The organism is Aeromonas sp. 2HA2 (assembly GCF_029237345.1).
GTDB classification, from domain to species: Bacteria; Pseudomonadota; Gammaproteobacteria; order Enterobacterales; family Aeromonadaceae; genus Aeromonas; species Aeromonas salmonicida.
Window position 1 is genome coordinate 181,034 of the sequence record NZ_JAACGB010000007.1, and the last position, 22,360, is coordinate 203,393.

Annotated in this window: 24 protein-coding genes; 18 read left to right on the forward strand and 6 right to left on the reverse strand. The window is 59.1% G+C overall.

Annotation, left to right across the window (positions count from 1 at the left end; all coding sequences use genetic code 11):
- Position 1: 1 nt before the first annotated feature.
- Positions 2-460, reverse strand: a complete 459-nt coding sequence (locus GWQ29_RS11680; RefSeq protein ID WP_265462290.1) for a hypothetical protein — start codon at positions 458-460, stop codon at positions 2-4.
- Positions 461-743: 283 nt separating this feature from the next.
- Between GWQ29_RS11680 and ccoN the strand changes: the two genes are divergently transcribed.
- The 11 genes from ccoN to ttcA all read left to right on the forward strand — a co-directional run bounded on the left by ccoN (position 744) and on the right by ttcA (position 10,941).
- Positions 744-2,168, forward strand: a complete 1,425-nt coding sequence (gene ccoN, locus GWQ29_RS11685) for a cytochrome-c oxidase, cbb3-type subunit I (protein WP_034523587.1) — start codon at positions 744-746, stop codon at positions 2,166-2,168.
- 16 nt (positions 2,169-2,184) lie between these two features.
- A complete protein-coding gene (gene ccoO, locus GWQ29_RS11690; RefSeq protein ID WP_005315614.1) occupies positions 2,185-2,799 on the forward strand; it encodes a cytochrome-c oxidase, cbb3-type subunit II in 615 nt (204 codons plus the stop codon).
- An 11-nt stretch (positions 2,800-2,810) separates the two neighbouring features.
- Complete coding sequence (locus GWQ29_RS11695; RefSeq protein WP_005315611.1) at positions 2,811-2,990, forward strand: CcoQ/FixQ family Cbb3-type cytochrome c oxidase assembly chaperone; 180 nt, start codon at positions 2,811-2,813, stop codon at positions 2,988-2,990.
- Positions 2,990-3,967, forward strand: coding sequence for a cytochrome-c oxidase, cbb3-type subunit III (gene ccoP / locus GWQ29_RS11700; protein ID WP_005315607.1), 978 nt, complete (start codon positions 2,990-2,992; stop codon positions 3,965-3,967). The genes GWQ29_RS11695 and ccoP overlap by 1 nt, the downstream gene beginning before the upstream one ends.
- A 130-nt stretch (positions 3,968-4,097) precedes the next feature.
- On the forward strand, positions 4,098-4,586 hold the full coding sequence (locus tag GWQ29_RS11705) for a FixH family protein (RefSeq protein ID WP_021138722.1): 489 nt from the start codon (positions 4,098-4,100) through the stop codon (positions 4,584-4,586).
- Between the two features lie 86 nt (positions 4,587-4,672).
- Positions 4,673-7,066 (forward strand): heavy metal translocating P-type ATPase, encoded by a 2,394-nt coding sequence (locus GWQ29_RS11710; protein WP_275919483.1) that lies wholly within the window; start codon positions 4,673-4,675, stop codon positions 7,064-7,066.
- 112 nt (positions 7,067-7,178) lie between these two features.
- Positions 7,179-7,367, forward strand: coding sequence for a cbb3-type cytochrome oxidase assembly protein CcoS (gene ccoS / locus GWQ29_RS11715; protein ID WP_005315597.1), 189 nt, complete (start codon positions 7,179-7,181; stop codon positions 7,365-7,367).
- Positions 7,351-8,037, forward strand: a complete 687-nt coding sequence (locus tag GWQ29_RS11720; protein ID WP_059112705.1) for a sulfite exporter TauE/SafE family protein — start codon at positions 7,351-7,353, stop codon at positions 8,035-8,037. The genes ccoS and GWQ29_RS11720 overlap by 17 nt, the downstream gene beginning before the upstream one ends.
- Positions 8,038-8,105: 68 nt before the next feature.
- Positions 8,106-8,861, forward strand: a complete 756-nt coding sequence (locus GWQ29_RS11725) for an FNR family transcription factor (protein ID WP_275919484.1) — start codon at positions 8,106-8,108, stop codon at positions 8,859-8,861.
- A gap of 141 nt (positions 8,862-9,002) precedes the next feature.
- Positions 9,003-9,950 carry a universal stress protein UspE gene (gene uspE / locus GWQ29_RS11730; protein WP_005315586.1) on the forward strand — a complete coding sequence of 316 codons (948 nt, stop codon included), beginning with the start codon at positions 9,003-9,005 and terminating at the stop codon, positions 9,948-9,950.
- 82 nt (positions 9,951-10,032) lie between these two features.
- Entirely contained in the window at positions 10,033-10,941 is a 909-nt protein-coding gene (gene ttcA, locus GWQ29_RS11735; RefSeq protein ID WP_005315582.1) for a tRNA 2-thiocytidine(32) synthetase TtcA, read from the forward strand.
- Between the two features lie 81 nt (positions 10,942-11,022).
- Here ttcA and GWQ29_RS11740 read toward each other — a convergent pair whose 3' ends face one another.
- A complete protein-coding gene (locus GWQ29_RS11740; protein WP_059167760.1) occupies positions 11,023-11,703 on the reverse strand; it encodes a DUF2987 domain-containing protein in 681 nt (226 codons plus the stop codon).
- Between the two features lie 76 nt (positions 11,704-11,779).
- On the reverse strand, positions 11,780-12,517 hold the full coding sequence (locus GWQ29_RS11745; protein WP_005315577.1) for a hypothetical protein: 738 nt from the start codon (positions 12,515-12,517) through the stop codon (positions 11,780-11,782).
- Between the two features lie 276 nt (positions 12,518-12,793).
- Here GWQ29_RS11745 and GWQ29_RS11750 point away from each other — a divergent pair, with 276 nt between their 5' ends.
- The 7 genes from GWQ29_RS11750 to GWQ29_RS11780 all read left to right on the forward strand — a co-directional run bounded on the left by GWQ29_RS11750 (position 12,794) and on the right by GWQ29_RS11780 (position 19,573).
- On the forward strand, positions 12,794-13,411 hold the full coding sequence (locus tag GWQ29_RS11750; protein ID WP_275909194.1) for a glutathione S-transferase family protein: 618 nt from the start codon (positions 12,794-12,796) through the stop codon (positions 13,409-13,411).
- 223 nt (positions 13,412-13,634) lie between these two features.
- A complete protein-coding gene (gene rbsD / locus GWQ29_RS11755; protein ID WP_275909193.1) occupies positions 13,635-14,054 on the forward strand; it encodes a D-ribose pyranase in 420 nt (139 codons plus the stop codon).
- A 20-nt stretch (positions 14,055-14,074) separates the two neighbouring features.
- Entirely contained in the window at positions 14,075-15,640 is a 1,566-nt protein-coding gene (gene rbsA, locus GWQ29_RS11760; RefSeq protein ID WP_275919485.1) for a ribose ABC transporter ATP-binding protein RbsA, read from the forward strand.
- Positions 15,637-16,605 carry a ribose ABC transporter permease gene (rbsC, locus tag GWQ29_RS11765; protein ID WP_021138712.1) on the forward strand — a complete coding sequence of 323 codons (969 nt, stop codon included), beginning with the start codon at positions 15,637-15,639 and terminating at the stop codon, positions 16,603-16,605. Before rbsA ends, rbsC begins: the two co-directional genes overlap by 4 nt.
- 37 nt (positions 16,606-16,642) lie before the next feature.
- The gene (gene rbsB / locus GWQ29_RS11770) at positions 16,643-17,518 is read left to right on the forward strand and encodes a ribose ABC transporter substrate-binding protein RbsB (protein ID WP_021138711.1); all 876 of its coding nucleotides are present in this window, start codon (positions 16,643-16,645) and stop codon (positions 17,516-17,518) included.
- A 109-nt stretch (positions 17,519-17,627) separates the two neighbouring features.
- On the forward strand, positions 17,628-18,560 hold the full coding sequence (gene rbsK, locus GWQ29_RS11775; RefSeq protein ID WP_275919486.1) for a ribokinase: 933 nt from the start codon (positions 17,628-17,630) through the stop codon (positions 18,558-18,560).
- On the forward strand, positions 18,560-19,573 hold the full coding sequence (locus GWQ29_RS11780; protein ID WP_275907006.1) for a substrate-binding domain-containing protein: 1,014 nt from the start codon (positions 18,560-18,562) through the stop codon (positions 19,571-19,573). Before rbsK ends, GWQ29_RS11780 begins: the two co-directional genes overlap by 1 nt.
- 72 nt (positions 19,574-19,645) lie before the next feature.
- On the opposite strand, the gene cobB is transcribed toward GWQ29_RS11780, so the two are convergent.
- The 3 genes from cobB to GWQ29_RS11795 all read right to left on the reverse strand — a co-directional run bounded on the left by cobB (position 19,646) and on the right by GWQ29_RS11795 (position 22,360).
- Positions 19,646-20,419 carry a Sir2 family NAD+-dependent deacetylase gene (gene cobB / locus GWQ29_RS11785; protein WP_275907005.1) on the reverse strand — a complete coding sequence of 258 codons (774 nt, stop codon included), beginning with the start codon at positions 20,417-20,419 and terminating at the stop codon, positions 19,646-19,648.
- A 90-nt stretch (positions 20,420-20,509) separates the two neighbouring features.
- Positions 20,510-21,109, reverse strand: coding sequence for a GNAT family N-acetyltransferase (locus GWQ29_RS11790; protein ID WP_275919487.1), 600 nt, complete (start codon positions 21,107-21,109; stop codon positions 20,510-20,512).
- A gap of 3 nt (positions 21,110-21,112) precedes the next feature.
- On the reverse strand, positions 21,113-22,360 hold the full coding sequence (locus GWQ29_RS11795; RefSeq protein WP_275919488.1) for a response regulator: 1,248 nt from the start codon (positions 22,358-22,360) through the stop codon (positions 21,113-21,115).

Sequence of the window (22,360 nt, forward strand, 5' to 3'; positions counted from 1 at the left end):
TTTAGCGGGCAACCGAGAGCGCCAGCTGCTGGCGCTGGCCATTGCTCCACTCGATATTGAGCAGCCAGATCATCATCGCCGAGGTACAGGATCCCACCATGGTCGTCCCCTGCCAGCCAGTGCCGGTGGACTCGAAACTGAGCGGTATAGTGCCCATGAACATGTCCCGCCCCTCCAGCCATGCTTTTACCGGTTTGATCCCCGGATCCCCGCCCTGAAGCAGTATCATGAAGTCATGTTCGGCCTGTACCGGCAGCGACGCGATACTGACGGTCAAGGGTTTGTCACCCAGAACCATGCTGCATGAGGTGTGAGACAGATCGCAGATTTGATCTTTTTCTGATCCCGCCACCTGGGCCTGCCCCCCGCCAAACCAGGTTCGATAGGCAACCAATCCGAGCAAAATAGCCAGGACGATCGCCAAGTGCACAATTTTGCGTGAAGTGAGTCTCTCTTTCATGAAAAAACAACCTTTTAAGATGCCTGAAAAATGACATTTTCGTGATCTCGCGCAAGGTAATTTATTAAGCAGGCGGGACCCGACGGAGCCAAATATATCACTGTTTATACTGTTATTTTACCTGTCCGTTCAGTATCATTCCCATTGAATTTTCATTTAGCTACTTTTTGCTTTTCCTTTCATTAACAGTTGTTAACAAGAGGCAGGGCAGTAGCCAATGATGTCGGTCCATGTCACTGGACACAAAATCAAACAACAGCAGCATCGGAAGCGGAATACAACGATGAGCCATATAACTAACCATCCTGAGTACAACTACACCGTTGTTCGCCAGTTCACCGTCATGACAATTGTCTGGGGAATTGTCGGCATGTCGGTTGGCGTACTGATAGCAGCCCAGCTGATCTGGCCTGCCCTCAACTTCGACACTCCCTGGCTGACTTACAGCCGCCTGCGCCCTCTGCACACCAATGCAGTTATCTTCGCATTTGGTTGTAGCGCCCTGATGGCGACCTCCTTCTATGTGGTGCAACGCACCTGTCAGGTCAGACTGTTTGGAGGCAAGCTTGCCTCCTTCGTGTTCTGGGGCTGGCAGGCGATTATCCTCTCTGCCGCCATTTCGCTGCCGATGGGATTCACCTCCGCCAAGGAGTACGCAGAGCTGGAATGGCCTATCGACATCGCCATCACAGTGGTCTGGGTTGCCTATGCAGTGGTCTTTTTCGGCACCCTGGTCAAGCGCACCACCTCCCATATCTATGTGGCGAACTGGTTCTTCGGCGCCTTCATCATTACGGTTGCCGTGCTGCACATCGTCAATAACATGGAAGTGCCGCTTTCCGGCATGAAGTCCTACTCCATGTATTCCGGTGCCATGGATGCCATGGTGCAGTGGTGGTATGGCCACAACGCGGTTGGCTTCCTGCTGACAGCCGGTTTCCTTGGCATGATGTACTACTTCGTGCCCAAGCAGGCGGGACGTCCGGTTTACTCCTACCGTCTCTCCATCGTGCACTTCTGGGCGCTGATCTCTCTCTATATCTGGGCCGGTCCGCACCACCTGCACTATACCGCCCTGCCTGACTGGGCTCAGTCTCTGGGCATGGTGATGTCCCTGATCCTGTTCGTTCCCTCCTGGGGTGGCATGATCAACGGCATCATGACCCTGTCCGGTGCCTGGCACAAACTGCGTTATGACCCCATTCTGCGCTTCCTGATCGTGTCCCTGTCGTTCTACGGCATGTCCACCTTCGAAGGCCCCATGATGGCGATCAAGACAGTCAATGCCCTCTCCCACTACACCGACTGGACAGTGGGCCACGTCCACTCAGGTGCCCTGGGCTGGGTTGCCATGGTATCCATCGGCGCCATATATCACCTGATCCCGAACCTGTTCGATCAGGGCCGCATGTACAGCATTCGTCTGATCAACGTGCACTTCTGGCTGGCGACCGTGGGGACAGTACTTTACATCGTTGCCATGTGGATTTCCGGTGTGATGCAGGGTCTGATGTGGCGTGCAGTCAACGATGACGGCACCCTGACCTACAGCTTCGTAGAAGCGTTGCAAGCATCCTATCCCTTCTACTTCGTGCGCTTCCTGGGTGGCTGCTTCTTTGTCACCGGTATGTTGCTGATGGCCTACAACGCCTACCGCACCATCTCTGCGCCCAAGGGTTCCCTGGAACCTGTCGCCACGCCCGCATGATTGAAGAGGTCAAAGCATGAGCAACAATAACCGTCACGAGATCTTTGAAAAGAGCGTACCCATGCTGGTGGTCGGCATCATCTTTGCCATCAGCCTGGGGGGGCTGGTTGAAATCACTCCGCTGTTCTTCCAAAAGCAGACCACTGAGCCGGTGGAGGGCCTCAAGCCCTATACCGCCCTGCAGATGGAAGGACGCGACATCTTCATTCGCGAAGGCTGTACCAACTGCCACAGCCAGATGATCCGTCCGTTCCGTGCCGAAACCGAGCGTTACGGTCACTACTCGGTCGCGGGTGAAAGTGTGTGGGAGCACCCCTTCCTGTGGGGCTCCAAGCGTACGGGTCCGGACCTGGCCCGTGTGGGCGGTCGTTACTCTGACGACTGGCACCGTGCTCACCTCATCAACCCGCGCGATGTGGTACCTGAGTCCAACATGCCTGGCTACCCCTGGCTCGATACCACTGTGATGACAGGTGAACTGACCGGCAAAAAACTGGCCCTGTTCCGTGATCACTTTGGCGTGCCCTACACAGAGGCCGACGTGCAAGGTGCAGGCGACGCAGTGAAGGGCAAGACAGAGCTCGATGCACTGGTAGCCTATCTGCAATCACTGGGTCATGCCCTGAAATAAGGAGTCAGGATATGGATTACGGCACATTTCGCGGCCTTTATACCCTGCTGTTGATGGCCATCATGATCGGCATCATCGTCTGGGCATACAGCAAACGCCGCAAGGCCTCTTTCGACGAGGCAGCCAACCTGGTTTTTGCCGATGACGAGCAACCCGGTGCTGATAACAAGAACGCAGGAGCGAAACAATAATGAGCACTTTGTTTAGCATTTTTGTGACCGTCATAAGTCTGGGAACCATTCTCGGCTGCTTCTTGCTGCTGGTGTGGTGCCTGCGGGACAAGATGGGTGTAGAGGAAGGCAAGTCCATGGGACACGCCTTCGACGGCATCGAAGAGATCAACAATCCGCTGCCGAAGTGGTGGACCTATATGTTCATCTTCTTCATCGTCACCGGCTTGGTCTACCTGCTGGCCTTCCCGGGCCTAGGCAACTGGAAGGGTCTGCTGGGCTGGCAGAGCTCCAATCAGGATGTTCGCTCCCTGGCGGAGTCCAAGGCGGCGGCAGCCTCTGCCAAGGCTGAAGGGCGTGCGGTGGAGTACGACCGTGAGCTGCTCAAGGCTGACGAGATCTACGGCGCCAAGTTCCGCGAGCTGACCTATCAGACAGACGGCAAGACTTACAAAGATATCACCGAGATCGCCAAGGATCCGGAAGCACTGAAAGTCGGACAGCGCCTGTTTCTGCAGAACTGCTCCCAGTGCCACGGCTCCGATGCCCGCGGCGGTCGCGGTTTCCCGAACCTGACCGACAGCGAATGGCAATGGGGCGGAGAGCCTGCCCAGATCAAGACTACCATCATGGGTGGTCGTCAGGGTGTGATGGCTGCCTGGGGCGAGATCCTGGGCAAGGACGGCGTCAAGGAAGTGGCCTCCTACGTGCTGGGTCTGTCCGGTCGCAAGGTTGACCTGGTGGAAGCCAAGAAAGGGGAAGCCCGCTTTGCCGTCTGCGCCGCTTGTCACGGTCCGGATGCCAAGGGAGGGATCGCCTTCGGTGCCCCGGACTTGACCAACAACATCTGGCTGTACGGCGGTTCCCGTCAGGTGGTCGAGCAGACCATCACCCACGGTCGTCACGGTGTCATGCCAGCCTGGCAGGATATTCTGGGTGAAGACAAGGTGCACCTGCTTGCTTCCTACGTTTACAGCTTGTCCCACACCGACAAGTAAAATCAGCAGTAACATGTGATAAGCACGTGATTACTCAGCAAAAAGCCTCGACTCTTCGAGGCTTTTTGTTATCTTGTGTTGGCTAAATCCCCTCTATTTCGTTAATCACAGGTTTCACGGTAGTAGCACTATGTCCCAACCCTGGTATCGCCAATTTTGGCCCTGGTTTATCATCGCCCTCCCGGCCGCCGCCGTGATTGCCGGCATCAGCACGGCAATCATCGCCAGCAAGGATGGCGTCAATCTGGTCGCAGAAGACTATTACAAACAAGGCAAAGAGATTAATCAGGACTTGAGCAAGTTCGATCGATCCGAAGCCCTCAATATCCGCATTGCGCTGGAAGTGAACGGCAACGAGCTGACTCTCAAGCCCCTCTCGGGAGAGATCCCACCCCGTCAGGCCCTCTACCTCTCCCTGTTTCACCCGACCCTGGCCGGCATGGACAGCGAACACATGGTGACTGCTGACGCCAGCGGCGTTTATCGCCTGCTGCTCGACCAGCCCTTGAGTGGCAAGTGGCATATACGGGTCGATGCCTTCGACCATGAGTGGCGGTTGCAAGAGACAGTCCAGCTCCCGACCACAGCACCCGTCGAACTCGATCCCAAAGGGCGTTAAGTCATGACAGGCGGTTTTTACTGTGGCGAGCCGGTTGCCGCCAACAGTCCAGGTGCCCTGCTCGCCATCCCCCGGGGTAACACACCATGAAGGCTTGCTTTCATTGCGGCGAGCCGGTTCCCGCCGCCAGCCACTATGCCCTCGAGATAAAGGGCATAGTGCAGCCCATGTGCTGCCCGGGCTGTCAGGCCGTAGCAGAAACCATCATGGAGTGCGGTCTCTCCAGCTATTACGATCACCGCACAGCGCCCGGTACCAGGGGAGAACTGGTGCCCGAAGAGCTGGCGGCCCTCACCCATTATGATCTTGCCGAAGTGCAACAGGATTTTGTCACCAACAGTGGCACGGCTAGCCACAGGGTGCGCGAGATCCAGCTCAGCGTTGAGGGGCTTACGTGCGCCGCCTGTGCCTGGCTTATCGAGCGCCATCTGACCGGCCTTGCCGGTCTGCACTACATCAATGTCAACACCACTACTCACCGCGCCCGCATCAAGTGGGATCCGGACCAGCTTTCGTTGAGCGACATTCTCAAGGGATTCGCCAAGATAGGCTATCGAGCCTACCCCTTCCAGACCCACAGCCAAGAGGCTATTTACGCCAAAGAAGTGCGCAACTACATGTTCCGGCTGGCGCTGGCGGGCCTGGGGTCCATGCAGGTGATGATGTGCGCCGTGGCGCTCTACATGGATCTCTTCATCAGTGTCGAGGATGAGTTCATGGTCTACTTCAAGTGGATCAGCCTCTTGCTCTCGACCCCCATCATGATCTATTCGGCCCAGCCCTTTTACGTGGGGGCATGGCGTAGCCTGAAACAGGGCCACCTCTCCATGGACGTGTCGGTGTCGCTGGCACTGATCGGCGCCTTCGTTGCCTCCATGTGGGCCACCGTCTTCAACACAGGTGAGGTCTATTACGACTCCATCACCATGTTTGTCTTCTTCTTGCTGCTGGGACGTTTTCTGGAGTTGCGGGCCCGGCGCAAGGCGTCCGAGTCCAGCTCCAACCTGGCACGGCTGGTGCCCATCATGGCCACCCGCATTGATGAGGAGGGTGAACACGAGGTGGCGGCCAAGACCTTGCAGACCGGCGATCGGGTACGAGTGCTGGCCGGTGCTACCCTGCCGGCGGACGGCATCATTGTCGAGGGACAGGCCAGCCTCAACGAATCCATGCTGACCGGCGAGCAACTGCCACTGCTCAAGCAGGTGGGCGACAGCGTCTATGCCGGCACCATCAACACGGATGCACCGCTCCAGATCAGGGTCAGCCATCGCATCGAAGAGTCGCGCATCGCCCAGATCATGCGGCTGCAGGATCATGCGCTGGACGACAAGCCAGCCATCGCCCAGATGGCGGATGTGCTCTCCCGTCACTTCATCCTGGTGCTGCTGATCATTGCCGCAGCCGTGTGGACCTTCTGGCACTTCCATCAACCGGAGCAAGCCTTCTGGGTCACCCTGGCCGTGCTGGTCGCCACCTGTCCCTGTGCCCTGTCACTGGCCACGCCGACAGCTCTCACCTCGGCCACCGCCCGCCTCACTCGCTCCGGTATTTTGTTGCGTCGCGGCCATGTGCTGGACGTGCTGACCAAGGCCAACCGGATAGTGATGGACAAGACCGGCACCCTGACCACGGGCAATATCAGCCTGACCAGCACAACGGCGCTGGCTGAGATGAGCGAAGATCAATGCCTCGCCATCGCACGGGCACTGGAAGCCTATTCCGAGCACCCCATCGCCCGCGCGTTTAAAAGCACGGCAGCCGACGACGTCTTGCTGCCTGCAAGCGAGGTGGTCCCAGTCATCGGCCACGGTATTGAGGGGTGTGTGGCAGGCAAGCATCATCGCATCGGCAGCGCCCGCTGGCTGGCTCTTCCCACAGAGCACACCGCCAGCCATGGCCTTGCCATCTATCTGGCGGATGAATCCCGAGTGCTGGCCCGCTTTATCCTGGCCGATACACTACGCCCGGATGCCAGGGCCCTGATCCAGGCCTTCAAGGCCGCCGGTTTGCAGACCACCATTCTCACCGGTGACAGCTCTGCCCAGGCCGACGAAGTGGCCCGCGAGCTTGGAGTGGATGAGCTGGTCAAAGGCGTCACCCCGGATGGCAAGCTGGCCTACCTCAAGGCGCGCGAAGCTGAAGGTGATATCAGCATCATGGTGGGTGACGGCATCAACGATGCCCCCGTACTGGCCGGAGCCCACGCCTCTTTTGCCATGGCGGGCGGCACGGATCTTGCGAAAAACAGCGCAGATGCCATCCTGCTGGCCGATGACCTGTCACGCCTGCTGGACGCCAGCACCCTGGCCATCCGCACTCGCAAGATCATCAAGGAGAACTTCGCTTGGTCCATCGGCTACAACCTGCTGGTGTTGCCGCTGGCGGCCAGCAGCTGGTTACCCCCCTATCTGGCGGCGGCTGGCATGTCCTTGAGCTCCCTCATCGTGGTCACCAACTCCATGAGGCTCAATCGCTGAACCGTGAAGACGGCGTGCTCATGCCAATATGAGCGCGCCAACACATTGAATGAAGAGGGATCCTGGCCGGTAACTGGTTTACCATGACCACTCTCATAGCAAGGCTTGCATCATGAACATCATCTTCGTCCTGATCCCCATCGCCATCCTGTTTGTCATCATCGCAGGCGCCGTCTTCTTTTGGGCCATTCGCTCCGAGCAGTTTGAAGATCTCGACCGCCAGGGATCCAACATACTGTTTGATGAAGACAAACCTGCCCAGAAACCCATAGAGTCCAAGTCCGATGACCGCCAGCCTTGATCTGGTAGGAGCCCTGCTGGTGGGGCTCGCAGGCTCTGGCCACTGCATCGGCATGTGTGGTGGCGTCTCGGCCGCCCTCTCCATGGCCATTCCCCCCGAGAAACAGCACTTTTGGGGCCGACTTGGCTATCTCCTCAACTACAACCTGGGGCGGATCCTCAGCTATGTCATCGCTGGCGCTCTGGTAGGCGGGCTGCTGGCCACCACCAGCGAGCTCGGTGCAGGCAAACATGCCATCGCCGGATTGCGGCTGATGGCGGCGCTCTTGATGATAGCGCTAGGCCTGTACCTTGCCGGCTGGTGGCAAGGCATACTGCTGCTCGAGCGGATCGGTGCCCGACTCTGGCCGCGGATCAAGCCGCTGGCAGGCAAGTTTCTTCCCTTCACCTCGGCCTGGCAGGCGTTCCCTTTCGGCATGATATGGGGCTGGCTGCCCTGCGGTCTGGTTTACTCCATGCTGACCTGGAGTGCCGCAGCTGGCTCTGCCAGTGGCGGGGCACTGATCATGCTCTGCTTTGGCATGGGAACCCTGCCGACACTCTTTGCACTGGGGGGACTGGCGGACCGGCTGCGCTACTGGCTGACCTTGCGCAGTTTGCGTCAAGGCGGGGCTATTTTGCTCATTGCATATGGGCTGCATACCCTATGGGTCGGGATAGCGTCCTTTTGAAACCCTATCCAAAACGGATGAGTTGATGGTAAACTTGTTTGATATAAATCAATTATTCGTATGAGCCTATGATCCCGGAAAAGAAACCTGGCAGACGTATTCAGAGCGGTGGCTGTGCAATTCATTGCCAGGATTGCAGCATCAGCCAGCTCTGCATTCCCTTCACTCTGAACGACAGTGAACTCGATCAGCTCGACAGCATCATTGAGCGCAAGAAGCCGATCCAGAAGGGTGAGGAGCTGTTCAAAGCCGGCGATGAGCTGAAGTCGCTCTATGCGATCCGTTCCGGGACCATCAAGTCATACACCATCACAGAACAGGGTGACGAGCAGATAACCGCTTTTCACCTCGCAGGGGACTTGGTTGGCTTTGATGCCATTCACAAGCATGCGCATCCGTCCTTTGCCCAGGCGCTGGAAACGGCCATGGTGTGCGAGATCCCGTTCGACGTGCTCGACGATCTCTCCGGCAAGATGCCCAAGTTGCGCCAACAAATCATGCGACTGATGAGCAACGAAATCATGGGCGATCAGGAGATGATACTACTGCTCTCCAAGAAGAATGCGGAAGAGCGCCTTGCAGCCTTCCTGCACAATCTGTCGGTGCGTTTCTCCGAACGCGGCTTCTCCGCCAAGGAATTCCGCCTCTCCATGACCCGGGGTGATATCGGCAACTATCTCGGCCTCACGGTGGAGACCATCAGCCGTCTGCTTGGCCGTTTTCAGAAGTCCGGCCTCATCAGCGTCAAAGGCAAATACATTACCGTGCTGGATCAGATTGCCCTCGGCGTCATGGCTGGTGCCCCCCGTCCTGCCTGCGGTTAATTTCCCCTCTGTCTGCCCTTGTTGCCGGATCGGTTTAGTCTGAAATTTGATCCGGCACATGTCCCCCAGCTTCCTCCTGAGCTAAGCTGTAATGGCTAAAGGTCTGTCATCATTGGTATTTTTGCCAAGGAGGAAGAGAACATGGTCAAGTACCGAAAAATTCTGGTTGTTATCAACCCGGAAGAAGAGCGGCAAGTTGCCCTCGAACGTGCGGTCAAAGTAGCTGAGCTCGATGAAGGCGCTCAACTGACCCTGTTACTCACTATTTATGACTTCTCGTACGAAATGACCGCCATGCTGTCGGTGGATGAACGGGAAGAGATGCGCCACGGCGTGATCGCCCAGCGTCGTGAATGGCTAGACGACATTCTCAAACCCTACCGTGCCAAGGGACTGGACTACGAGGTCAAGGTAGTCTGGCACAATCGTCCCTTCGAGTGTGTCATTCAGGAAGTACTGGAGAATCGCCACGATCTGGTGGTCAAAGCGACCCATCATCACTCCTTCCTGCAAACCTTCATCTTTACTCCGACCGACTGGCATCTGCTGCGCAAGTGCCCCTGCCCTGTCCTGCTGGTCAAGGAGGGCCACTGGCAACGGGGTGGCAACATCATTGCGGCCATCAACTGCTCCAGCGACGATCAGGATCAGAAAGTGCTGAACGAACGGATCACGGAGGAAGGTATTGGCATCGCCGAGTTGCTCGGCTCCAACCTGTATCTGGTCAACACCTATCCCGGTACCCCGGTCAATGTGGCCATAGAGTTGCCGGAGTTCGACCCCAACGCTTACAACGAGGCTATTCGCAAACACCATGAGAGCCTGCTGCTGAGCCATGCCGACAAATATGGCATAGGCCATCTGTGGACCCGGGTGGCGGAAGGATTGCCGGAAGAGGTGTTGCCCGACCTGGCTGACGACCTGCAAGCCACCCTGATGATCATGGGGTGTGTCGGTCGCACCGGCCTCTCTGCCGCCCTGCTCGGCAATACCGCCGAACATGTGGTGGACAGACTCTCCTGCGACATCCTGATCCTCAAACCCGACGATTACAGCTGCCCGGTAGACAGCCGGCGTCGTCAATCATAAGGCGCCTTTCATCCTGGCACCTTGCCCTCCCCCGGGACATGGCTATAATAACGCGCTTATTTGTGTCCCGGGTTTTACGAGCATGCTAGAAGAGCTGAACGCCAAAGATAAATACAGTTTCAACAAACTGCAAAAGCGCCTGCGGCGCAACGTAGGTCAGGCCATCGCCGACTTCAACATGATTGAAGAGGGCGACAAGATCATGGTGTGCCTGTCCGGCGGCAAGGACAGCTTTGCCATGCTCGACATCCTGATGAGCCTGAAGGCAAGCGCCCCCATCCATTTTGATCTGGTGGCCGTCAACCTGGATCAGAAGCAACCTGGCTTCCCCGAGCATGTGCTGCCTGAGTACCTGGCAACCCTGGGCGTTGACTTCAAGATCGTTGAAGAAGATACCTACTCCATCGTCAAGGACAAGGTACCGGAAGGCAAAACCACCTGCGCCCTCTGCTCCCGCCTGCGCCGAGGTATTCTCTATCGCACGGCGCAAGAGCTGGGGTGCACCAAGATTGCCCTCGGCCATCACAGGGATGACATCCTTGAAACCCTGTTCCTCAACATGTTCTACGGCGGCAAGCTCAAGTCCATGCCGCCCAAACTGGTGAGCGACGATGGCAAGAACGTGGTGATCCGCCCGCTGGCCTACTGCAAGGAGAAAGACCTGGTACGTTACGCCGAGGTCAAGGCCTTCCCCATCATCCCCTGCAACCTGTGCGGCTCACAGGAGAACCTGCAGCGTCAGGCTATCAAGCAGATGATGCAGGATTGGGATCGCCGCTTCCCGGGTCGTATCGAAACCATGTTCACCGCCATTCAGGACGTGATCCCGAGCCACCTGCTCGATCACAAGCTGTTCGACTTCAAGAGCATCAACCGAGACTCCGGCATCATAGATGGCGGCGACAAGGCATTTGATCCGCCCGAACTGCCGACAGCCCCCTTGCTGAACATCGACGAGATGGACGTGCTGGACGTGATCGAAGTGCGCTAGGCACTACACAATCGGTAACGAAATCTGCAACGAAAAAGGAGCGCCTGGCGCTCCTTTTTATCTTTTTGGCGTGACGCTTGCTCAGCCCTTGTGCAACCAGGGGGTCAGTCGCAGTATGTCCCCCTTCAGTTGCAGCTTGCCCGCGGCGAAGTCTGCCAGTTGTGCGTTGCTCAGCAGCAACTGCCCCTCTTGCCAGGAGAGCGGCAGCTGGCGGGCGCCATCAACCAGATAGGCAGTGCCAGTCGGTTGCACCAGTGTCACCCGCACACCCGCCATCTCGGGCAGGAAATACTTGCCGACCATGCCGGCCAGCTTGCTCAGCAGGGCCTGCATATCCTGCTGGCGCTTGACCACCTCGGCCACCTTGAGCTCCCACTGGCTGCCTGACACGGGCGGGGCATCGGCCATCACCTGCACCGAAAGATCGCAGGCAGCGTGCGCCTCGGTCAAGCCCACCACCACGGTCGCCTTGTCCAGATTGAGATCATCGTCGTAGGGCAACCGCAGCTCGCTGTCTACCGTCACCTCGGCAGCTACGTCCCGATCCAGGGTAGAAACCCGGGCCGAGGTAAGCAGGCAACGCTGTCCATTTTGTTGATCGGTCAGATAAAACCCCAGCCTGGCATGACCAAACTCCCCCTTGGCAAAGGTCTTCATCTGGCTGTAGAAAGTACTGTATTGCAGATCCAGTGAAGGCTGTGCCAACCCCAGGGTGGGCAACAGCAGCAAGCTTGCCGCTACGCCATGTCGAGCCATCTTCATGTGCCATCCTTTTGCATCACGCACTCGTCATGCGTTGAAATCTTGGTGTGCCATCTCTTGGCACTGAATACGCCGGTCAAGCGCTGAAATGATCGGGACCTTCGCTCACTTCGGTCACTTCTACCGCGACCCCGCACAGATCCCGATAGAGGATCCCCTTGCAGTTGAAGTAGAGAGGAGCCACCCAGATAAGCCCCAGGCCCATGGGGAGAAGCGCCAGGAAAAACAGCGCCAGCATGACACCGTGCAGCAGCACTATGCTGGGCCAGCCGCGAACAAACAACTTGAGCGACACCAGAATGGCCTGCACCGGTGACAAGCCGCGTTCCAGCACCAGCGGCACGGTAAACACCAGCCCCATGCCGATCAGCGCAGACGGTATGAACGCCAGCATCACCGGCAAGCCCACCAGTTCAAACAGGGGACCGAACAAGCTGGTGATCATGCTGCCCAGCAGGCTCAGGCTGCCGAGGCGCAGGAAGTGGCGAAAGAAATCGAATACCTGGCTCGGACGGGCACGGACGCCGACCGATTGCTGCAATCCCAGCATGTCGAGGGACGAGGTCATGGGGGCCATCATGATGGTGATGAGCAGACTCAGCACCAGGGCAATATCCATCCCCCCTTCCTGATTGACGTAAGGCGCCAGCAGGGTATTGCTCAGCAACATCCAGATGGAGGTAACCCCGACTATGGCCAGCAGCAGGCCAAAACCGGTACGGCGCGTCTGTTGCCAACTCTCTTGCAGTACCCCCTTGAGGTCGAGGCGATATCCCTGACTCAGGGATTGCTCGAGGGAACCACCGATCCGCATTTTATTACTCAATGGACTATCCAACATCAGAAAAACACTATTCAGGGGGCACATTATAGCGATTTGACCCGGTATGCGTAGCCGTTTTTCCCCTTATCTGCTGGTGGGAAAGCCTTTGATTTCATAAGCGCAGGCCGGTTCACCTCCTTCCTTTCCCGCCTTGGCCCGCCGTTGTGATGGGCGTAGGATGCCAACAGATATACCGCATTTGCTGACTGCCTCCGCCCTTCCCCATCCGGATGACGCGAGGAGAACACACTTCACAAGGAGACATGCATGTCTGATTTGACCCTGTATCTCGCCCCTGGCACTTGCGCCATGGCCGTACACATAGCGCTGACCGAGGCCCAGGCCCACCATCAGGTCAAGCGACTTGATCTGGCGGCGGGGGAGCAGCGCTCTGCCGCCTATCTCGCCATCAATCCCAAAGGCCGGGTGCCGGCGCTTGTTACCGAGCGCGGCATGCTGACTGAAACCCCGGCACTGCTGCTCTATGTGGCGCAGCGCTTTCCCGATGCCAAGCTTGCCCCGTTGGATGACCCTTTCCTGCTGGCCCGCATGCAGGATGTCAACAGCTTCCTTGCCTCCACCGTGCATGTCTCCCATGCCCACGGACGCCGCGGCAGCCGCTGGGCCGATGATGAACAGGCTGTCGCCGCCATGCAGGCCAAGGTGCCGCAAAACATGCGCGATGGCTTTGCCGAAATTGAACGCCACTATCTGGTCGGCCCCTGGGTGCTGGGGGAGCGCTTCAGCCTTGCCGACATTTACCTGTTCGTGGTTGCCGGCTGGCTCGAAAGCGATGGGGTGGCCATCAGTGAGTTCCCCAGGGTAGCAGCCCACTATCAACAGATGCTCACACGCCCCGGCGTGCAGCAGGCCCTGGCCCTCTGATCCCGCGCTCCTTCAATCCTCTGCATATGGGTGCCTGCACGCTGTCTGGCACCTCTTTTCATCCTTTTCCCCCGGCATTGAGATCGTTTTCACATTTCTGCCATCTCCCTGTAGATCAAGCGTGCCTTAGCGCCTATCGTTTACCTCATGACGCAACCGGTTGCGTAACCGGTTGCCTTGATAAACATCAGATACGCAGACGCAAGTCTGCCGAGGTGCTGTTATGAAACGAGGCGTACTGCTCAATGCTCCTTTGAGTGCCCTGGTGGCACAGATGGGCCACACCGACGAGATCACAGTGTGCGATGCGGGATTACCCATTCCGGCGGGGCCAGAGCGCATCGATCTGGCGCTGATGGCGGGCACCCCCAATCTGCAGACAGTGCTGAAAGCGCTACTGACGGATCTTGTGGTAGAAAAAGTGATCATGGCCAGCGAGATAAAGCTGATCAGCCCTGACGCCCATCAAGCCCTGCTCGATCAGATTGAGACCCACGCGCTCGAGCAAGGCAAACCCATTACCATCGAATATTGCCTGCATGAGGAGTTCAAGACCCGCTCCCGCCAGAGCAAGGCGATAGTACGCAGCGGCGAAGTAACACCCTATGCCAACCTCATTCTCTGCGCCGGCGTGGCGTTTTAAGCCTCTTCAAGGAAGCTGCAATGAGCACAACTCCCTCCCCCCTTTCGGGGCTCACCGGGAGCGTTGACACGCCCCCCTCGCCCATTCTGGAGCTGACCGGGATCGTCAAGACCTTTCCCGGTGTCCGCGCCCTCGATGAGGCAGGACTCAAGGTTTACCCGGGCCAGGTGATGGCCTTGCTCGGCGAGAATGGCGCCGGTAAATCCACCCTGATGAAGGTGCTGACCGGCATCTATCAAGCCGATGCGGGCAGCGTCAGTTACCGCGGCCAGCCTGTGCACTTCAAGGGTCCCCGCGACTCCCAGGATCAGGGCATCAGCATCATCCACCAGGAGCTGAACCTGCTGCCGGAGCTCTCCATTGCCGCCAACATCTTCCTTGGCCGCGAACCGCGTACCCGTTTTGGCAGCATTGACCACAAGCAGTTGCGCGAGCGCGCCAGCAGCCTGCTCGGTCGTCTCGGCGTCAAGCATGGTCCGGATACCCGGCTCGGAGAGCTGTCGATTGGTGAACAGCAGATGGTGGAAATTGCCAAAGCCCTCTCGTTCGATGCCAGCGTCATCATCATGGATGAGCCCACAGATGCCCTGACCGACACCGAAACAGAGCAACTGTTCACCGTGATCCGCGAACTGCGCCAGCAGGGCTGCGGCATCGTCTACATCTCCCATCGCCTCAAGGAGATCTTCCAGATCTGCGACCGGGTTACCGTGCTGCGTGACGGCAAGTGGATCGGCGAGAAAGCAGTGAGCGATCTCGATGAAGACAGGATCATCGAGATGATGGTCGGTCGGCGGCTGGAAGAACAGTACCCGCGCCTGCATCGGGAACTGGGTCCTGTCAGCCTGCAAGTCAAAGATCTGGCTGGCCCGGGTGTGCGCGGGGTGAGCTTCTCACTGCGTCAGGGGGAGATACTGGGCTTTAGTGGCCTGATGGGCTCAGGCCGTACCGAGCTGATGAAACTTATCTACGGGGCCAGTCCCATCAGCGCCGGCGCTGTCGAGGTCGATGGCAAGGTCATGGTGCCACGCACCCCTGCCGATGGGCTGGCCGTCGGCATCGCCTATATCTCCGAAGATCGCAAGGGGGATGGGCTGGTGCTGGAACTCTCGGTGCGGGAAAACATGAGTCTGTGCGCCCTCGATGAGTTCATCCGTGGCGGCAAGATCGACGGCAAGGCCGAGCGCCAGGCAGTGAGTGACTATGTGCGCCTGTTCAACATCAAGACCCCGAGTCAGGAGCAGCTGATAAAGCTGCTCTCCGGTGGCAACCAGCAGAAGGTGGCCATCGCCAAGGGGCTGCTGACCAAGCCCAAGGTATTGATCCTGGATGAGCCGACCCGCGGCGTCGACGTGGGTGCCAAGAAAGAGATCTACCAGCTCATCAACCAGTTCAAGCAGGAGGGGATGAGCATCATCCTGGTCTCCTCCGAGATGCCGGAAGTGCTCGGCATGAGCGATCGCATCATGGTGATGCACGAAGGGCGCATCAGCGCAGAATTCATGTCCGCGGACGCCAATCAGGAGAAACTGATGGCGGCGGCAGTCGGTAAACAGTGGCAATCAGAGCAAGAGGCCTTTCAATGACAACCCAAACCCTTTCCCGCCGCGGCATCATGAGCAAGGCCTGGTGGATTGAGAACAAATCCCTGGTCGCCCTACTGGTGTTGATAGGCGTGGTCTCCTTTCTGAGCCCCAACTTCTTCACCGCCGACAACCTGCTCAACATACTGCGCCAGACGTCGGTCAACGCCATCATGGCGGTCGGCATGACGCTGGTCATCCTCACCGCCGGCATCGATCTGTCTGTCGGCTCTGTGCTCGCCCTGTGCGGCGCCCTGGCAGCCACCATGGTAGCCATGGAGCTGCCCATAGCGCTGGTAGTGCCACTGACCTTGGGGGCCGGTGCCCTGCTCGGCGGCATCAGCGGCCTCATCATTGCCAAGGGCAAGGTGCAGGCATTCATCGCCACCCTGGTCACCATGACAGCCCTGCGCGGCGTGACCATGGTCTATACCGAGGGGCGCCCCATCTCCACCGGTTTTAGCGAGGGATCCGATCACTTCGCCTGGCTCGGTACCGGTTACCTGCTTGGTCTGCCTGTGCCCATCTGGCTGATGGCCATCGTCTTCCTGCTGGCCTGGTACCTGCTCAACCACACTCGTCTGGGCCGTTACATCTATGCCCTGGGCGGCAACGAATCTGCCACCCGCCTCTCCGGCATCAATGTGGCCAGGGTCAAACTCGCCGTATATGGTCTGTGTGGCATGCTGTCGGCTCTGGCTGGCCTCATTGTCACCTCCCGCCTCTCCTCTGCTCAGCCGACGGCTGGTATGGGCTACGAGCTGGACGCCATCGCCGCCGTTGTGCTGGGTGGTACCAGCCTGATGGGGGGCAAGGGTCGCATCATGGGGACCTTGATAGGGGCCCTCATCATCGGCTTCCTGAACAACGCCCTCAACCTGCTCGACGTCTCGTCCTATTACCAGATGATCGCCAAGGCCAGCGTCATTTTGCTCGCCGTGATGGTCGATAACAAAAGCAATCGATAACAACCTAAGCCATGCCACACACACAAGGAATGAAATGATGAAAAAGCTTAATACCCTGCTCGCTGCCGCCATCATGTCTGTGCTGGGCACCGCCCAGGCCGCCGATCAGACCCTGGCGATGGTGGTCTCCACCCTCAACAACCCTTTCTTCGTCACCATGAAAGAAGGGGCCGAAGCCAAAGCCAAGGAGCTTGGTTATGAACTGGTGGTACTGGACTCCCAGAATGACCCGGCAAAGGAGCTCTCCAACGTGGAAGATCTCACAGTGCGCAAGGTCAACGCCATCCTGATCAACCCGACCGACTCCGAGGCCGTTGGCAATGCCATCCGCCTGGCCAACAAGGCCAACATCCCTGTGCTGACCCTGGATCGCGGTGCCGCTCAGGGTGAGGTCAAAGCCCACATTGCCTCCGACAACGTGGCTGGCGGCAAGCTGGCTGGCGACTTCATCACCCAGAAACTGGGCGCTGGCGCCAAGGTGATCCAGCTAGAGGGGATCGCAGGTACCTCCGCCGCCCGTGACCGTGGCGAAGGTTTTGCCTTGGCCGTGGCTGCCAACAAGCTGGAAGTGCTGGCCTCCCAGCCTGCCGACTTTGACCGCACCAAGGGGCTGAACGTCATGGAAAACCTGCTGGCCGCGCACCCGGGCGTGCAAGCCGTGTTTGCCCAGAACGACGAAATGGCGCTGGGTGCCATCCGCGCCGTACAGGCTGCCGGCAAAGAGGTGATGATCGTCGGCTTCGACGGCACTGATGATGGCAAGGCCGCCGTTTCCCGTGGCAAACTGGCCGCCACAGTAGCGCAGCAACCGGCCCTGATCGGTGCCATCGGCGTGGAAACCGCCGACAAGGTACTCAAGGGTCAGCCGGTAGAAAAATCCATCCCGGTACCGCTGCAAATCGTCAGCAAGTAATGTGACAGGGGGAGCTTGGCCTCCCCCTTTGTTTCTGGAGTTTCCATCAGCTGTGCATCTTGGCTTGGGCCCACTCAAACCAAGATGTTCCAAATCAAGGGTGATAAGAATGAATCGTCTCGTTGTTCTGGGCAGTGTCAATGCGGATCATGTACTGCGCGTCCCTCATTTTCCTCGCCCCGGTGAAACCCTGACCGGCCACAGCTATCAGGTGGTACCGGGTGGCAAGGGGGCCAATCAGGCGGTGGCTGCCGCACGTCTCGGCGCCCCTGTCTCCTTTATTGCCCGCATCGGTGATGACGCCATCGGCCAGCAGATGCACCAGGGTTTCGAGCAAGATGGCATAGACGTCAGTGCAGTAGAACTCGATGAGACCTTGCCCACCGGCATCGCCATCATCTATGTGAGCGACGAGGGGGAGAACAGCATAGGCATCTCCGCCGAGGCCAACGGCGCTCTCTCTCCTGCCATGGTCAAACGGCATGAAGCCATGATTGCCGATGCCCATACCCTGCTGCTGCAGCTGGAAGTGCCGCTTGAAAGCGTGTTTGAAGCAGCCAAGCTGGCTAGATCCCACGGCACCCGGGTGGTACTCAATCCGGCGCCCGCCCGCCCGCTCCCGGCCGAGCTGTTGGCGCTGGTGGATCTCATCACCCCCAACCAGACCGAAACCGAGCTGTTGACCGGCGTCAAGGTGACCGACGAGGCCAGCGCGGCTCAGGCGGCGGCCCACTTCCACCAGATGGGAATAAGCGATGTGATGATCACCCTGGGCTCCCAAGGGGTCTATTGCAGCAACGCCCGACAGCAACAGCTCATCCCGGGGTTTCGGGTTGAGGCAGTAGACACCACGGCCGCGGGCGATACCTTCAACGGTGCCCTGCTGGCCGCCGAGCTTGCCGGTGCAGACTTCAACGCCGCGGTGCGCTTTGCCCACGGCGCAGCGGCGCTTTCTGTCACCAAGTTCGGCGCCCAGAGATCGATCCCAAGCAAGGTTGAGGTCGACGCCTTCCTGCTTGCCCAGACTGCGCAGGGGCACTGATGGCCAACATCAAGGAGGTGGCGGCGCGGGCAGAGGTCTCCACCACTACCGTCTCCCATGTCATCAACGAGACCCGCTTCGTGGCACAAGAGACCCGTGAGCGGGTCTTTGCCGCCATGCGCGAACTCAACTATGCCCCCAGCCTGGTGGCCCGCAGCCTCAAGGTGAAGGAGACCAACAGTATCGGCATGCTGGTCACCACCTCCAGCAACCCCTTCTTTGCCGAGGTGGTGCGTGGAGTGGAGCGCTACTGCTTCGAGCAGGGCTACAACCTGATGCTGGGCAACACAGAGGGGCAGGCTGAAACGGCGCTCTCCTACCTCAAGATGATGTTGCGCAAGCGGGTCGACGGCCTGCTCATCATGTGCAGCGAGGGGCAACAGGAGGTGTTCAACCAGCTCGACTGGCTCAAGAGCCTGCCCGTTGTGGTGATGGACTGGGGCATGGAGAGCAAGGACGTGGACCTCATCGCCGACAACTCCCATCGCGGCGGTTATCTGGCCACCCGCCATCTGCTGGCACTCGGTCACACCGATGTCGGTTGCATCACGGGCCCCCACAGCCGAGCCCCCGCCAATCAGCGACAGGCTGGCTTTGAGCAGGCGATGCAGGAAGCGGGTCTGACCGTCAATCCGGCCTGGATCCAGGAGGGAGATTTCGACTGTGCCAGTGGTTTCAATGCCATGCAGCGCCTGCTGGCTCAGCCCAAACGGCCAAGCGCCCTGTTTATCTTCAACGACATGATGGCCATGGGGGCCATCAGTGCCGCCCATCAGGCGGGGTTGAACATACCGCAGGACATCTCCATCGTCGGTTATGACAATGTCGCGCTGGCGCAGTATCTGTCGCCGCCACTCACCACCATCAATCAACCCAAGGAGGAGCTGGGGCGCCTCGCCGTTACCCGGCTGCTGGCACGTATCAATGGGGTGACAGTGGATAATCACCTGATCACTGTTGATCCAGACCTGGTGATCAGACAATCCTGCGCGCCCTTCTTCCCCCGCCCATGATCCAAGGCAACAAAAGGCAACACCTTGGTGTCGCCTTTTGTTTCGAACAACGGCACTGGGAGCTGAGCCGTATTAAGGCTCGCGCATCTCCATCCAGTTGTGACCCTCTATCTGTTTGGGTTGATGCACGCCGCAGCGCTCCAGCAACTCGTCAACGAAAGCGGGCACCAGCAGAGAGGCCGGTCCATAACGCTTCTCGTCAAACTGGCTGCCCACCTCGCTCGGTTCCAGATTGAGCTCTATGGTATGGGCACCGTTGAGGCCAGCCTCGTGCACGAAGCCGGCAGCAGGATAGACGGCCCCCGAGGTCCCGATGGAGATGAAAAGGTCGCACTGGGCCAGGGCGCCATAGATGCGATCCAGCCCCAGCGGCATCTCGCCAAACCAGACCACGTGCGGGCGCAGCGGCTGGGGGAACTGGCAACAGGAGCAGAGTTCATCCTGATGGAGATCGCCGCGCCATTCGATCACCTGGCCCGACTCGGGACAGCGGGCCTTGAGCAGCTCTCCGTGCATGTGGATGAGGTTTTTGCTGCCTGCACTCTCGTGCAGGTTGTCGATATTCTGGGTCACCAGGGTGACTGTGCCAGGCAACAGGCGCTCAAGACGGGCCAGGGCATAGTGGGCAGGATTGGGATGGATCTGCGGTTGTTGCAGCTGATGACGGCGCGAGTTGTAGAAACCCTGCACCAGGGCGGGATCCCGGGCGTACCCTTCCGGGGTCGCCACATCCTCCACCCTGTGCTCTTCCCACAAGCCGTCACAGGCACGGAAGGTCTTGATGCCGGATTCGGCAGAGATACCGGCGCCGGTAAGAATGACGATGTGTTTCGCTGATTGCACCATGACTGCTTCCCTCTGATCCCATACAAGGCTGACCTTAGCACAGGGTGAAAAGGCAGCCTATTCACCCTTGGTCTTATGAGGATACCCGCTTCACAGGGTATCGAGCACGCTCAGATCGAGCCGGACAAACACCAGCTCCCGCCCCGTCACCAGAGTGAGCGGCAGCCCCAACCCGCGCAGGAGCGCCAGCATGGGGCGATTCTGGGCCAATACTTCCGCCGTCCACTCCCGAATGCCCTCGGCGCGCGCCAGCAGTGCCAACGCCAGCAGAATGCGCCGGCCCGCCCCTCTGTGCTGGAAGTGATCTGCGACCAGACAGGAGAACTCGGCCCGGTCCGGGTGCAGCCGCCGACGTATGGACTGGGCCTGGGCCAGCGGCCGCCCCTGACCATCGGTCAGCAGCAGCGCAATCTGGGGGGCTCTGGGATAGTCGAGAAAGAAGGCCAGTTGATCCTCGGTAACCGGCTGTTTTGCCCGCATGAAGCGCAGGTAAATGCTCTGCTCGCTCAACGCCTCGTAGGCGGCTCTGATCGATTCCGGATCGGCGCCAGCCAGCTCCTGCAAGCTACAGGGGACCCCGCCCACTTCCATCATCAAGGGCAAGGAGGCCCGAGACGTCGGATGCAGCCAGCCGGCCAGGCTACGTCGCAAACGCGCCTCATCGGGGGGCCAGCAGAGGTAACGGGGCACGGGTTACCAGCGCCCTGTCATGCCGCGATCGCGCCACAGGGTACTGTCTAGCAGATTGAAGGGATCATCCAGATAGAGGGCAATGCCAAGCTCCCTGGCCCTATGGGTGAAGCGGCCCAGCAGGGAGTCCGCCGTCATGGCCTCGAGCCCCGGGAGCAGGCTCTGCCCCAGCAGCAGGTGCTGCAATGGCACCCTCTCCAGCAAATCAAACGGCATATGCTGGTCATTGTCGAGCAGCAGCGCAAGCTTGACGCCAGCCAGACTGGCTTGCAGCACCAGTGCGAACCGCTCGGCCTGGCTGAGCAGGTGATCACGGCGGTGAATGACCAGGGTCAGTTCAGTGGCATCTCGTCCCTGTCTGCCCAGCCAATCCCGCACCAGCTCCCACCGTGGCGGCAAACCTGTCACCGCCAGCCAGATGGGCAGCGGGGATGGCGGGTCGGACAAGAGTCCGAGCAGCCCCTTCTCCTCCCCCTGCCAGCTGCGGACGGTACGGCGCAGGCCACTGAGCCGCTGTTGCCGCTGTGGCCCCAGATAGAGCGCCTTGAGCAGCCGCAGCAGATCATCGCTCAACAGCGGTTTGGCCAGGGCGGCCACTACATTGAAACCCGCATCGTGCAACAGCCGGCGGGCCCCGTCGATCAGGGTCTGATCGTGTGCCGACAGCAATATGATGGGCAGGCCGCTTTGCTGATATTGAGGCTGGCTCATTAGCAGACCGATGGCATCCTGCTCCACCAGGCTGAGATCGCTGATGAGTAGCTTGACGCCCCCCTGTTCCAGGGCCTGGATACAGGCATCGCCATCCTGCACCCATTGGCAGGACAGACCCAATCCCTGGATCTCCTGCTGGATATGGGCGCCTTGAAACGGGTGATCCTCCAGCAACAAGATCTGCATCTGTGCCAGCCACTGCAGCCACTGCTGATACCTGTCATGGACCCCTTCCAGCCAGTCATCCGAGAGCCGATAGATGCCATCGCTCTGGTTCATCAACTGCGGCAGATAGTCGGCACCGGCGTGAGAAGCTGGATCAAACAGGGCGATGGCACCGGCGGCGAACAACCCCTCCCACGGCCAGCGGGCATCGGGTTGCGTGCGACGCAAGGTGGCAAATTCGGGCAAGGTGACGGCTTTTGCCGCCTGATAGGCCACTCCGTCCAGTGCATAGAGGGTCACCGGGTAAAAAAAACGCTCCTGGGTCTCTTCCGAGTTCAGCAACGCCAATAACTCTTCATCTGTGATGATCAT

Excerpts from the sequence above, each read along its gene's own strand:
- GWQ29_RS11680 (WP_265462290.1), bottom strand. The coding sequence starts at position 460 with ATGAAAGAGAGACTCACTTCACGCAAAATTGTGCACTTGGCGATCGTC.
- ccoN (WP_034523587.1), top strand. The coding sequence starts at position 744 with ATGAGCCATATAACTAACCATCCTGAGTACAACTACACCGTTGTTCGC.
- ccoO (WP_005315614.1), top strand. The coding sequence starts at position 2,185 with ATGAGCAACAATAACCGTCACGAGATCTTTGAAAAGAGCGTACCCATG.
- GWQ29_RS11695 (WP_005315611.1), top strand. The coding sequence starts at position 2,811 with ATGGATTACGGCACATTTCGCGGCCTTTATACCCTGCTGTTGATGGCC.
- ccoP (WP_005315607.1), top strand. The coding sequence starts at position 2,990 with ATGAGCACTTTGTTTAGCATTTTTGTGACCGTCATAAGTCTGGGAACC.
- GWQ29_RS11705 (WP_021138722.1), top strand. The coding sequence starts at position 4,098 with ATGTCCCAACCCTGGTATCGCCAATTTTGGCCCTGGTTTATCATCGCC.
- GWQ29_RS11710 (WP_275919483.1), top strand. The coding sequence starts at position 4,673 with ATGAAGGCTTGCTTTCATTGCGGCGAGCCGGTTCCCGCCGCCAGCCAC.
- ccoS (WP_005315597.1), top strand. The coding sequence starts at position 7,179 with ATGAACATCATCTTCGTCCTGATCCCCATCGCCATCCTGTTTGTCATC.
- GWQ29_RS11720 (WP_059112705.1), top strand. The coding sequence starts at position 7,351 with ATGACCGCCAGCCTTGATCTGGTAGGAGCCCTGCTGGTGGGGCTCGCA.
- GWQ29_RS11725 (WP_275919484.1), top strand. The coding sequence starts at position 8,106 with ATGATCCCGGAAAAGAAACCTGGCAGACGTATTCAGAGCGGTGGCTGT.
- uspE (WP_005315586.1), top strand. The coding sequence starts at position 9,003 with ATGGTCAAGTACCGAAAAATTCTGGTTGTTATCAACCCGGAAGAAGAG.
- ttcA (WP_005315582.1), top strand. The coding sequence starts at position 10,033 with ATGCTAGAAGAGCTGAACGCCAAAGATAAATACAGTTTCAACAAACTG.
- GWQ29_RS11740 (WP_059167760.1), bottom strand. The coding sequence starts at position 11,703 with ATGAAGATGGCTCGACATGGCGTAGCGGCAAGCTTGCTGCTGTTGCCC.
- GWQ29_RS11745 (WP_005315577.1), bottom strand. The coding sequence starts at position 12,517 with ATGCGGATCGGTGGTTCCCTCGAGCAATCCCTGAGTCAGGGATATCGC.
- GWQ29_RS11750 (WP_275909194.1), top strand. The coding sequence starts at position 12,794 with ATGTCTGATTTGACCCTGTATCTCGCCCCTGGCACTTGCGCCATGGCC.
- rbsD (WP_275909193.1), top strand. The coding sequence starts at position 13,635 with ATGAAACGAGGCGTACTGCTCAATGCTCCTTTGAGTGCCCTGGTGGCA.
- rbsA (WP_275919485.1), top strand. The coding sequence starts at position 14,075 with ATGAGCACAACTCCCTCCCCCCTTTCGGGGCTCACCGGGAGCGTTGAC.
- rbsC (WP_021138712.1), top strand. The coding sequence starts at position 15,637 with ATGACAACCCAAACCCTTTCCCGCCGCGGCATCATGAGCAAGGCCTGG.
- rbsB (WP_021138711.1), top strand. The coding sequence starts at position 16,643 with ATGAAAAAGCTTAATACCCTGCTCGCTGCCGCCATCATGTCTGTGCTG.
- rbsK (WP_275919486.1), top strand. The coding sequence starts at position 17,628 with ATGAATCGTCTCGTTGTTCTGGGCAGTGTCAATGCGGATCATGTACTG.
- GWQ29_RS11780 (WP_275907006.1), top strand. The coding sequence starts at position 18,560 with ATGGCCAACATCAAGGAGGTGGCGGCGCGGGCAGAGGTCTCCACCACT.
- cobB (WP_275907005.1), bottom strand. The coding sequence starts at position 20,419 with ATGGTGCAATCAGCGAAACACATCGTCATTCTTACCGGCGCCGGTATC.
- GWQ29_RS11795 (WP_275919488.1), bottom strand. The coding sequence starts at position 22,360 with ATGATCATCACAGATGAAGAGTTATTGGCGTTGCTGAACTCGGAAGAG.